The following is an 11068-nucleotide window of genomic DNA, read 5'->3' as shown; positions in this document are numbered from 1 at the left end:
TGTGAGGTCTCGCACCAACAATTCCGGGCAAAACAAATACCGGAACATCAACATTTCTCTTGACTAGGCGTAGAAAAAAGACGCCGCTGCAACAGTGTAAGTTGCAACGGCGTACTTTTTCCTCTCGCATGCGCTATTTTTTCTTAGCGACCATCATGTTTGGGGTTTCTTGGTGACGGCAGGTCCGCCCTGCTCGATCAAACATCGCGTAGACCCACAACCCGTTAACCGAGAGTGCGGCTGCACCGACTAATACTGTGACCATCTGCGTCATCCTCCTTTTATATCAAAATTCGGATTCCTCGCGGGCCGATTACATCGCCGTTTAAGTGGCCTTGCCGGTCCTCAAACGCTCCGTGAAGATTCTAATTCTTTTCTTTGTATGTTGCCCATTATACACAATTTTTACATTGGTGCAAATTCACGGCGCATTTGTAACTATTTTGTCACATTTCATAAACCCCCGGTAAGGCCGCCAGTAGCGTGCGTTCAGCGGTCAGACACGCCCGGTTCGACCCTGGCCGGCACCATTATTTATTTGTTTTCGCCGTTACAGAAGATTTACGAAGGAAGAACAGCATCGCAATCACCAGCACAGCGAGCAGTGCGACTGCCGCGCCGTTTCCGGCTAGTATGCCAGTCGGCGTGCCGTGAGTCAGCACCCCGCTGATTGACAGCAGAATCCCGGTCAGGCCGATGATCGACCCGCCTGCGATCAGGCCTGAGGACAGCGAAACGCCGTGCTGCACGCGTTCCTGATTGGCCGGTTTGCCCTTGCCTTCAACGATCATGCGAACAATCGCACCGACCAAGATAATCGCCGTGGTGGCCATCGGCAGGTAGAAACCGATCGCAACTGTCATGATCGGCAGCTTAAGGAAGTGCATCACCAGACCCATTGCCACCCCGATGAAGATGATGGTGAATGGCAGCTGCCCGGTGATGATTCCTGAGGTCAAAGCCGCAATCAGGTTGGCCTGAGGCAGGCCAAACGCAGCGTCGGCACTGGTATCAGCCAGCTGTGGCGCTAAGACCACGATTACGCCGACCACCGTCACCACCCCGATCACCGCAGCCAGCAGGAACCGCCGCTGCATCTTTGGCCGCGCCGCGCCAACCAGCTCGGTGGCTTTTTGGGTTTGCGAGTAGCCCCCGCCGATACTGATCGCGGTGACCGCAAAGGTGGCTAGAAGCAGCAGCGAGCGCAGATCAAAGTCAGAGGTCCAGCCCATCGCCACGAAGAGCACCGTGAGCAGAACCAGCGAGGCAATCGTCATCCCGGAAACTGGCAAGTTTGAGGTGCCAATCGTGCCGGTCAGGTTCGCAGCCACGACCACAAAGACGAAGGCCAACAACATCGCCAGACCCCCACCAAGCAGGCCGATCATGATGTTGCCGGAGAAAATACTGCTGAGCACAAAGACTGACAAAATGGCAAAGCCCAGCAGCATGATGCCAAACATGGATTTCTTTTCCTTGCCACCAAACGCGACTTTCAGTGAGCGCCCGATCACTGGCACCAGCTTAACTGCGCCGATCAGGCCGCCGCACAGCATCATGCCGGCGCCCAAGTAACGATTGTAGCTGCCGGAAATGCCGTCAAACCCCAGCGAACTCACTGCGGTACCCGCCGCGTTCCAGACCTCGTGGCCGCCGCCCGCCATGTCGGTAAAGTAACCGATCAATGGCGCAATTGCGAAGTTGGCCAGCAGTGACCCAGCAAACATCTGCAGGGCCACTTGCATGCCGACAATAAATCCGATCCCTGCCAGCAGCGGATTAACCTCCAGCTCAAACTTCCACTTAAAATCCTTAGGACCGTACATTACAAAATGATTGTTGATCCAGCCGAACATCGAGCCGGTCGCCATGGTCAACAGCCCCCCGATGCCAAAGCCTGAGGCCATCATTTTCATGCCCTGGCCGCCTGCCGCGCTGGCCCGGATCGTTTCGGAGATCGCCATCGCTTCCGGATACAGCAGGGTGTCCTTGCTGCCGACGATCAAGTGATTCTCAACGATGGAGGCCGTGCCGATCCCGAACAGCACGCCCAGCGTGCCGACCAACACCGCCTCGAAGAAGTTGATCTGCGCGCCGATCAACAGGACTGCAGGTAATACAAAAATCATCCCGGAAGCGACGGTTTCACCCCCGCTGGACATTCCTTGCATTTCGTTGGTGCCGGCAAACCCCTGCCTGCGGGCAAAGGCGCGGACCACCGCCGAGCCGATAATGGCCCCTGGAATCCCAGCCGCCACAGTGAGCCCTGCCTTCATCCCCGAATAGGCCGTCGACGCGGCGAAAAGCAGCGCGAGCAAAATGCCCACGCCGAGTACGATGGTGGAGCCGACGCGGCTCTTGGGTTTGGCCGGCGCCTGCGTCTTGGGGACGCTGATTGGCTTTTCCATATTGGTTCCCCCTTATCTTTACCATAAATTGTTTACTATGTTTAACTTAAATCTAGCATGGTGGTTTCCCTAATTGCACGGATAACGTCTGTTGCCCAAAGAAAAATCCGCAAAAAAATCCCGTTGCCCGTGCCGCCTCACATTCGGCAAGCCAGGAAACGGGGACAAATTGTCGCGCGTTCTTCTAACCAATCAGGTAAACTAAAGACAGATAGGGGGGGATTCAGTCATGCGCAAAACTCACATCCTGCCACTTGGCATATTGGCCACAGTCGCGGGCGGTCTGACCTTGGTCTCTGGCGCCTTAGCGCTGAGTGCCGGCATCTTGACCATCAAAGCCGCCGTTTCGAAAACGAACTAAAAAAACGCCCGCGGGCGTTTTTTTAGTGGAGCTGAGCAACCATGTCGGCAAGCAGCTGATGCGTGATTCGGCTGCTTTCCGGGGCGACCGGATTATCCGTTTGATTTTGAATCGCGGTCAAAAAGGCCCGAACCGCTGGGGCAAAGCCGCGAGTCTCAAGCGTTGGCTGCCAGTCCGGGGCCAGCTTAGTGGTCTCACCAGCCTTGGTGTAGGCCTGCAATCGGCTGAGGTCCTGCACCCGGTACACGCCATCAGTGGTGCTGACCGTGGCCTCTTCTAAATTCGCGCCGGCCACCATGTTGATCCCGGCCTCGACCCGCATCCCCTGCGCGGCAAACGTGACAGTCGCCTGCTCAAGGTTGCCATCTTTATCGGCGTGCATACTGTACCGCGCTTTGGGGTCGGAAGGAAAACCGGCGAGCATGAGCGCAGTGTCGAGCGGGTGGATGAGCAGATCGAAAATGGCTTCCGCCGCGGGCTGCGGACTGGCCACACGATTTTTGACGACTTGGATCACATTCTTATTCGGCAGCGCGGCAAGCTCCTTGATCATCAGTGCAAACCGCCGATTAAAGCCCACCGTCAGCAGCTTGCGATGTGCGGCGGCAATCATGTACAGCTCCTGTACGGCTTCCTTAGTCGTCGCCAGCGGCTTGTCCACGTACACATTAACGTCGCGCTCGAGAAAATGCTTGACCAGCGTGTAGTGGGCCGGAGTGGCCGCATGGATCATCACCGCATCCAGTTTGAGACTGTCCAAAGCCTGAAGATCCGTGCCGGCCGCCGTCAGCCGAAACTGATTGGCCAACTTGGTCAGCTTCCCCAAATCACGCGTGTCCAAATACCACTGAACTGTGTCCTGCATTGTTGCATAAGCTGGCAAATACGCCTTTTGCGCGATATTGCCAAGTCCGATCACGCCAACATTAAGCATGCAATCACCTTTTCATCATTGATACGTTAACGCTAGCACAGGGGGCCCGCACCGGTCAAAGCCTGGACCAAAATTTTATTAATTCAGCAAATCCCCAGTTTGACTCGACCAGCCCGGCCGCGTAAGGGCATAATGGAAGAAGAAGTTAATTAGGGGGAATCATGTTGGGGAAAACTGAATCATCGCATCGCAGCTGGCGCCGGCTGCTGAGGATCGCCACGACCTTGACCGTCGTGTTAGGGCTGGGCACCACCAGCCTTACCGCCTGCAGCAGTACCAGCACCGACAACACAAGCCAGCAGCAAACTACCAAGGCCGATGCCGCCAAACAAGCGGCCAAGCGGGAAAAAGCGCGCAAACAGGCAGCGGCACGTAAGAAACGGGCGGCGGCCAAGGCGAAAGCCAAAGCCGCCAAGGCCGCCGCGGCCAAAAAAGCGGCGCTGGCTAAGGCAGCTGCGGAGAAGGCCAAGGCCGCCGCGGATCAAGACCTGGCCAACCTCACCTACAGTGGCACGCAAACCATCGACGTCAACGGCGGCAGGCCGACTTTTTCCGCCGCGGACCTCAGCACTCAGCAAGGCACTTGGCAGCGGTTCGCCGACCTCGACGGGCTCAACCGCGCGACTGATGCAGAAGCCTTGATGAACAAGGCCATGATGCCAACTGCCGAGCGGGAGCCCCTCACCTGGGATCCCACCGGCTGGCACAACAAGAAGTTGAAGAGCGGCTACCTCTACAACCGCAGTCACCTCATTGGCTATCAGCTCACCGGCCAGAACAACAACCCCAAGAACCTGATGACCGGCACGCGCTCGCTGAACTCACCGGAAATGTTGCGGTTTGAAGACGACATCGCCTACTTCATGAAAACCAATCCGAACGCCTATGTGCGGTACTCGGTGCGGCCAGTCTACAAGGGCAACAACCTCCTCGCCTCGGGCGTCCACATGATGGCGGAAGGCATCGGCGCCAGCGGCTTGAGCTTTAACGTCTACATCTTCAACGTCGAAGCCGGCGTCACGATTAATTACGCCGATGGCACCAGCGTGGTAAGCGCCGCCGAGACCTCAACGGCGCCGCAGCCTCAAGGTGGGAGTACGAATGCGAGCGCGGCACCAACCGCCCCAGCCTCGGCAGCTGGCGCGCGCGGCGACATGAACACCGCCAGCACTGGCAAAATCGTGGGCAATCGCAACTCCCACATCTACCACGTGCCGGGCCAGTCCGGCTACCGGATGAATTCCAGCAACGCGGTCTACTTCGCCACAGAGCAACAAGCGCAAGCCGCGGGGTATCGCAAGGCGCTGCGCTAAATACCTTAACAAGAACGCCTCGCCTTTTACTTAAAAGACGAGGCGTTTTGATCGGTCTGAGTTACTTGTTTGCCCGCGCTAGCCACCAGTAAAGACCCGCCAGCGCCGCCAAAGTCACAACGCCCACTACCGGTTTGCGGTCGGCACGGCTGGTCGACACTGCCGTTTTAGGCATTTTTGCCTGTTTCGTTTCAGCACGCATCGCTGCCCCTCCTGGCCATTAACATACCTGCTTTGCCGCTACCAAAAAAGCGCTCAAGCCTTGCGCATCGCCTCATCATAAATGGTGAGCCTTGCTTTTGACTTGAGCGCTTTTTATTCATCCGTGGACTAGACGCGCCTATCGCTTACAGGCGGGCGTTCAGTTCCTTGGTCATGTCCTCAAAGCCCGGACGGCCAAGCAGGGCAAACATGTTCTTCTTGTACGCTTCAACGCCTGGCTGGTTGAACGGGTTGATCCCGTTCAGGTAGCCGGAAACGGCAACGGCTACTTCAAAGAAGTAGATCAGGTAGCCGAGCGTGTAGGCATCCTGCTGCGGAATGGTGACCGTCATCACTGGCACGCCGCCATCCGTGTGGGCCAAAACAACGCCTTCGTAAGCCTTGCGGTTAACAAACGACATCTTTTTGCCTTCGAGGTATTCCAGCCCGTCAAGGGAACCTGGCTCTGCCGGGATCTCAACGTCATGATTTGGCTTGTCGACCCAAACAACAGTTTCCATCAGATTGCGGCGGCCTTCCTGGATGTACTGGCCCAGAGAGTGTAGGTCAGTCGTGAAGTTCGCGCTTGATGGGTAAATGCCCTTTTGGTCCTTGCCTTCGGATTCGCCCATGAGCTGCTTCCACCATTCGCTGAAGTACTGCAGCGTTGGCTCGTAGTTTTCAAGCAGTTCTGTTGTGTAGCCCTTGCGGTACAAAATGTTGCGCAATGCGGCGTACTGATACGCCTCGTTTTTGCTGAGGTCGGCGTCAGAATAGGCTTCGCGGCCATCAGCGGCACCTTTCATCAGCTGGTCGATGTCACCGCCGGCAACGGCGATCGGCAACAGACCCACAGCGGACAGCACGGAGTAACGACCGCCCAAGTCATCAGGCACAACGAATTCTTCGTAGCCTTCAGCGTCTGATTCAGACTTCAGCGCACCCTTAGCGCGATCGGTCGTGGCGTAAATGCGGCCCTTGGCCCCGTCCTTGCCGTACTTTTCGATCAGCTTGGCCTTCAGCACGCGGAACGCGATGGAAGGTTCGGTGGTGGTCCCGGACTTGCTGATGACGTTCAGCGAGAAGTCGCGGTCGCCGATCATGTCAATCAGATCGGACAGGTACGAACCGGAAATCGAGTTGCCGGCGAAGTAGACTTCTGGCAGCTTACGGCCTGGTTCGTAGTTGCGGAACGTGTGGGAAAGAAAATCAACGGCCATGCGAGCGCCCAGGTATGAGCCGCCAATGCCGATGGCAACGAAGACTTCTGAGTCCCCTTGGATCTTCTTGGCCGCGGCCTTGATCCGGGCAAATTCGTCCTTGTCGTAGTTCACTGGCAGGTCCAAGAACCCGCGGAAATCGTTACCGGCGCCAGTGCCTTCGCGCAGCTCTTTGTCTGCGGCAGTCACCATTGCCTGCATTTCGCCCAGTTCGTTCTCGTGAACAAACTTTGAAAGCTTCGATGAATCAAATGAAATGTGAGCCATTTTAATGAGTTCCTCCTATTGTCTTTGACATCTCCAACTTTAAGCATCGCCCTGCTAAAAAGCAAGAAAGCGGCTAGCAAAAGTAAAAAGTCCTACGCAGGTAACAAGCCCGCGCAGAACAGTTAAGACTACTTCATGATACCTAAAAGAACGCCGCCTGCAATAATCAGCACTGACCCCCAGGCGATCCAAATCATTTCCTTGTGGGTCTTCTTCTCCCCAAGCAGGAAGATCGAGCCGAACGTGGAAATCACGATGCCCATTTGGGATAAGGAGTATGCGACAGCCAGGCCAACATCGGCCATCGCCATCAGCATGAAGACGTTCCCGGTGCCCCAAAGCAACCCCGTGACCACATTTTTTGCGGTGGCTTTGGAAAAGGCGTGATGGCCAATCGAAAAGAGCAAGGCCCCAATGACCATGCCGACCGCCTGCGGCAGCACCACGGCACTGGCGCCAAGCGCGGCCGCTTTGACGACAATCGTGTACCCCGCGTAGCCGACAGTGGAAATGATCAGCGTGCGGATCCCGGCGCTGTAATTTGTGATGCCTGCCTCACCCGTTTTTTCCGTGCGCGACGTCAATACCGCACCGGCGATCAGGGCAAACAGGGCAAGCAGCCCCAGCACGACCATTTTGGTCGTCTGCCACTCTGCAAACAGCAAGGCCCCGGCCAAGGTATTAGCGACCAGCTGCATGCCGGTGGACATTGGGACGGTCAGCGACACCCCAATGTATTTCATGGCTTGGAACTGCTGGCTCTGACCAAGACTCCAGAACAAGCCGGACAGAATGCCGAACAGCCAGACCCGGGTATCGAGCGTTGGTTGCGCCACAATGAAGGTCCCAATACCGAAAACCAGGGCCCCAAAGGTCATCCCCAGCGTTTGTTGATAGGCGTTTCCACCGAGTTTGCCGCTGACCAAACCAATTGATCCCCAGGCAATCGCGGGGATCAGCGCGATAATAATTCCCATGAGTCGTCTCCTTATTAATGAATTAAATATTGGGCAAATAGTTAAAGACACAAGTATTCAGTCTATCGTGATTTCGTTTTCAGCACAACCCTACACGCCCTTGCAGGCATGCCCGCAAGCGGTTTCTGAAGCCGGTTGCAGACGGGCTGGGGACGGCGGTGACCCGCCGCAAAGCGTGAGGTTAATCCGCGTCCGCAAACAGTATACCCCCGGAACCAAACTTTTTTTCAAATCAGCGCTTGCACAATCGATTTTTTCACCAAATGTAAAAAGCCGTACCTGCTTTCAGAAAATCTCATAAAAAAAAACGGTCTTCTCAGACCGTCACTGCCGTTTACCCCGGCCAAACAGGAACCGATAGATGCCGTAACCCAGCAGCCCGCCGAGGGTATTAAAAATCACATCATCAATGTCGGCGACCCCGGTGTACAGCACAAACTGCAGTGCCTCAATAACAACAGACAGCAAAGCCGCGCGCCAAACGACTCCAAATGGCCGCAGGCGGTGCTTGGTCATCGCCGGCAGACCGAAGCCGAAGGGTAAAAACCAAACCACATTGCCCAGCGACTGATACCACAAATCGACAGGACTGCCGAACCGCAATTTAAGCGTGTTGACCAACGGCACAAAATTAATGTCGCTGAGGGGGCGATGCAGATAAACCGGCCACTGCCAAGGAAAGTAGTGATTCCGAAACACCGTCAGCATCAGGAGCAGCAGTAGATAGCCGGTGAAAAAGAACCACCGCAGCTCCCCGCGCAGCCGCGGCTTTTGGTGCCGCAGCCGCAAGTAACCCCACCGCAGGACCAAGGCAATCAGCAAGTAGAACAGGGTCTTGTCCAAGCTATAAATCGCCAGCTTCACCAGTGGCCAATGATTGATGTGCCCTGCCAGCCGTGATTGGGCATATTGATATAATGGGCCCAGAAATAGCATGGCTGCCTCCGTTTTTGTTTCTTTATCTTGATTGTAGCAATGCGGGCCAGCCCCTCTTGATCAGCCTCAAGGGTTTAAATCATTCTTACAAAAGCCCTGTTTGGCGGCTGCTTGTTTGCCCCGTTTCGCTCATACAGGTACAATGACAACGACTATTCTGTAAGGAGGCGCGCCGTGAAAGACCTGAGCAACCGGCTTAGAACGACCCGAGTAGGGTTTTTGATTATCTTATTGACCTTGCTCTGGGTAAAGACGGAGTTCGCTTATTACGTCGACTTCACGCTCGGCGCCGAAGGACTGCTGCAGCAAGTGCTGCAACTGATCAATCCGCTGGGCATCGACGCTTTCCTGCTGGGCCTGGCCCTTTACCTTAAAAAACCGCGTCGCGCTTACGTCTTGGCGATCGTGGTCTACGTGCTGCTGACCATCTTGGTCTTTGCCAATGTCCTGTACTACCGAGAATTCAGCGATTTCATGACGGTGCAGACGATGCTGGGCGTCTCCAAGGTGAGTCAAGGGCTTGGCACCAGCACCTTAAACATGCTGACCCCGCGCGACTTAGTTTACTGGCTCGACGTCGTACTGGTGGTCTTGGCCTACCTCGTCTACGGCTTGCGCAACCTCTGGCGCTACATTCACCACGAATCCCTGCAGTGGCCGCACTTTGGCCTCACTTTGGACCCCCGTCCAGTCACTTATCACCTCGCCCAGGCCGTGTCACTGGTCGCCGTCGCCTTTTTTGGCGTCACCATGGCAGTCAGCGAGTTGAACCGGCCCCAGCTGCTGACGCGCAACTTCGATCATAATTACACCGTCAAGTACCTGGGTCTGGTGCCGTTCACGGCTTACGATGGCTTCCAAACCGCGCGCAACAATCAGGTGCGCGCCAGCGCCGACAGCGCCGACATGGACAAAATCTTGCAGTACACCCAAAGCCATTACGCCGCCCCTAACGTCAGCTACGAAGGCACGGCGAAAGGCAAAAATGTCATCATCATCCACCTGGAGTCGTTCCAGCAATTCCTGATTGGCCAAAAGGTGGACGGCCAAGAGGTCACCCCGTTTTTAAACGCGCTGATCAAGCAGAAGGACACGCTGAGCTTTGATAACTTCTACCATCAGGTCGGGCCCGGCAAGACCTCCGACGCCGAGAACATGCTCGAAACCAGTACGTTTGGGCTGGCCTCTGGCTCGCTATTTTCCGCGCTCGGGACGGATAACACCTTCCAGGGTGCGCCCAGCCTGCTGCAGCAGTACGCCGGCTACACCAGTGCCGTGTTCCACGGCGGCGTGGGCACCTTCTGGAACCGCAACAACGTGTACAAGAGCCTTGGGTATAACTACTTTTTTGACGGCAATTTCTATAATCACGACGCCAACACCCGCACGGCTTATGGCATCAAGGACAAGCTGCTATTCGGCGAGACGGTCAAGTACTTGGAACACCTGCAGCAGCCGTTTTACGCCAAGGTCATCACGACGACGAATCACTACCCGTTTTTCATCACCGACCAGGATTCCGATTTTCCTGAGGCCAACACCGATGACGCCTATATCAAAGGTTACTTCCGAACCGCCCACTACCTCGACCAAGCGCTGGCAGAGTTTTTCACCTACCTGAAAACGTCTGGGCTGGAGAAAAACTCGCTGGTCATGCTGTACGGTGACCACTACGGCCTGTCGGACGACCGCAACAAGAACCTCGCCGCCATGCTGACGCCGGACGCCAATCCCACGGCCGCGAAGCTCACCAACGACGCCACTGCAGACGACTGGGACGCCTTCGACAACGCTCAGCTCCAGCGCGTGCCTTTAATTTTCCACATGCCGGGGCTCAAGGGCGGCATCAACCACACATACGGTGGCGAGATCGACGTCTTGCCGACACTGCTCCACCTGCTTGGTGTGAACACGCAGCATTTTGTCCAATTCGGCACCGATCTGCTTTCCCCGCAGCATGACACCACCGTCGCCTTTCGCGACCATGACTTTGTCACCCCGCGCTACACCGTGCTCAGCGGCAGTGTCTATGACAATAAGACCGGCCAACTGGTCAGCTTGCCAGCCGCTGAGCAGGCCAAAATTGACGCAAAACAAAAGCACGTCGATCAGGAACTGGCGCTTTCGGACACCCTCGCCAACAAAAATCTGCTCCGCTTCTACGTGCCAAAAGGCTATACCCCGGTCAACCCGGCCCAGGCCGACTTTTCGCAGAGCTTGGCACAAATGATGCACGTGGAGCAACAGGCCGGGAAAAAGTCGACCTCGGTGTTCAGCCAAAACAATGACCAGTCAACTATGTCTGACTTCAGCACTGACGCCCCCGAGGTCGCAAATGATTCCAGCGTGCTCAGCAGCTACCCTGCCAAGGTTGCCGACCAAGCCAATGGCGAGGTCCGGCAATCCAAGCAAACCAGCAAATAACCTTGTTTGGCTCTGATGCGAATCAGG

At 56.0% G+C, this 11068-nt stretch carries 10 protein-coding genes; 3 read left to right on the top strand and 7 right to left on the bottom strand.

The genetic code is table 11. The features are described 5' to 3' along the window. Nucleotides 1-133 precede the first annotated feature (133 nt). The gene (locus tag EKM86_RS12585) at nt 134-265 is read right to left on the bottom strand and encodes a hypothetical protein (protein ID WP_255533251.1); all 132 of its coding nucleotides are present in this window, start codon (nt 263-265) and stop codon (nt 134-136) included. A 265-nt stretch (nt 266-530) separates the two neighbouring features. Continuing rightward, nucleotides 531-2408 (bottom strand): OPT/YSL family transporter, encoded by a 1878-nt coding sequence (locus EKM86_RS07355; RefSeq protein WP_125756587.1) that lies wholly within the window; start codon nt 2406-2408, stop codon nt 531-533. Between the two features lie 229 nt (nt 2409-2637). Here EKM86_RS07355 and EKM86_RS12580 point away from each other — a divergent pair, with 229 nt between their 5' ends. Then, a complete protein-coding gene (locus tag EKM86_RS12580; RefSeq protein WP_263853475.1) occupies nt 2638-2769 on the top strand; it encodes a hypothetical protein in 132 nt (43 codons plus the stop codon). 22 nt (nt 2770-2791) lie between these two features. Here the strand turns inward: EKM86_RS12580 and EKM86_RS07350 are convergent, their stop codons facing one another. Then, on the bottom strand, nt 2792-3703 hold the full coding sequence (locus tag EKM86_RS07350) for a Gfo/Idh/MocA family protein (protein WP_125756585.1): 912 nt from the start codon (nt 3701-3703) through the stop codon (nt 2792-2794). A gap of 161 nt (nt 3704-3864) precedes the next feature. Here EKM86_RS07350 and EKM86_RS07345 point away from each other — a divergent pair, with 161 nt between their 5' ends. Beyond that, nucleotides 3865-5016, top strand: a complete 1152-nt coding sequence (locus EKM86_RS07345) for a DNA/RNA non-specific endonuclease (protein WP_125756583.1) — start codon at nt 3865-3867, stop codon at nt 5014-5016. Nucleotides 5017-5077: 61 nt separating this feature from the next. Here the strand turns inward: EKM86_RS07345 and EKM86_RS12375 are convergent, their stop codons facing one another. From EKM86_RS12375 to EKM86_RS07330, 4 genes are all read right to left on the bottom strand, one after another. After that, the gene (locus EKM86_RS12375; protein ID WP_164506209.1) at nt 5078-5218 is read right to left on the bottom strand and encodes a hypothetical protein; all 141 of its coding nucleotides are present in this window, start codon (nt 5216-5218) and stop codon (nt 5078-5080) included. Between the two features lie 145 nt (nt 5219-5363). Further along, nucleotides 5364-6704: a glucose-6-phosphate isomerase gene (locus tag EKM86_RS07340; protein WP_125756581.1), complete on the bottom strand. Its 1341-nt coding sequence runs from the start codon at nt 6702-6704 to the stop codon at nt 5364-5366. A 128-nt stretch (nt 6705-6832) separates the two neighbouring features. Further along, nucleotides 6833-7681 carry a GRP family sugar transporter gene (locus tag EKM86_RS07335; RefSeq protein ID WP_125756579.1) on the bottom strand — a complete coding sequence of 283 codons (849 nt, stop codon included), beginning with the start codon at nt 7679-7681 and terminating at the stop codon, nt 6833-6835. Nucleotides 7682-8005: 324 nt separating this feature from the next. Next, nucleotides 8006-8617: a VanZ family protein gene (locus EKM86_RS07330; RefSeq protein ID WP_125756577.1), complete on the bottom strand. Its 612-nt coding sequence runs from the start codon at nt 8615-8617 to the stop codon at nt 8006-8008. Nucleotides 8618-8800: 183 nt separating this feature from the next. Between EKM86_RS07330 and EKM86_RS07325 the strand changes: the two genes are divergently transcribed. Next, complete coding sequence (locus EKM86_RS07325) at nt 8801-11041, top strand: LTA synthase family protein (protein WP_225419378.1); 2241 nt, start codon at nt 8801-8803, stop codon at nt 11039-11041. The last annotated feature ends 27 nt before the right edge of the window (nt 11042-11068 follow it).

It is taken from the genome of Lacticaseibacillus hegangensis, from assembly GCF_003946465.1.
Lineage (GTDB): Bacteria > Bacillota > Bacilli > Lactobacillales > Lactobacillaceae > Lacticaseibacillus > Lacticaseibacillus hegangensis.
Note: the sequence above shows the minus strand (reverse complement) of the source record. Positions and strands in the feature narration are given on the sequence as shown.

Coding starts and splice junctions, on each gene's coding strand:
- EKM86_RS12375 (WP_164506209.1), bottom strand. CDS start 5,218: ATGCGTGCTGAAACGAAACAGGCAAAAATGCCTAAAACGGCAGTGTCG.
- EKM86_RS12585 (WP_255533251.1), bottom strand. CDS start 265: ATGGTCACAGTATTAGTCGGTGCAGCCGCACTCTCGGTTAACGGGTTG.
- EKM86_RS07330 (WP_125756577.1), bottom strand. CDS start 8,617: ATGCTATTTCTGGGCCCATTATATCAATATGCCCAATCACGGCTGGCA.
- EKM86_RS07355 (WP_125756587.1), bottom strand. CDS start 2,408: ATGGAAAAGCCAATCAGCGTCCCCAAGACGCAGGCGCCGGCCAAACCC.
- EKM86_RS07335 (WP_125756579.1), bottom strand. CDS start 7,681: ATGGGAATTATTATCGCGCTGATCCCCGCGATTGCCTGGGGATCAATT.
- EKM86_RS07345 (WP_125756583.1), top strand. CDS start 3,865: ATGTTGGGGAAAACTGAATCATCGCATCGCAGCTGGCGCCGGCTGCTG.
- EKM86_RS07350 (WP_125756585.1), bottom strand. CDS start 3,703: ATGCTTAATGTTGGCGTGATCGGACTTGGCAATATCGCGCAAAAGGCG.
- EKM86_RS12580 (WP_263853475.1), top strand. CDS start 2,638: ATGCGCAAAACTCACATCCTGCCACTTGGCATATTGGCCACAGTCGCG.
- EKM86_RS07340 (WP_125756581.1), bottom strand. CDS start 6,704: ATGGCTCACATTTCATTTGATTCATCGAAGCTTTCAAAGTTTGTTCAC.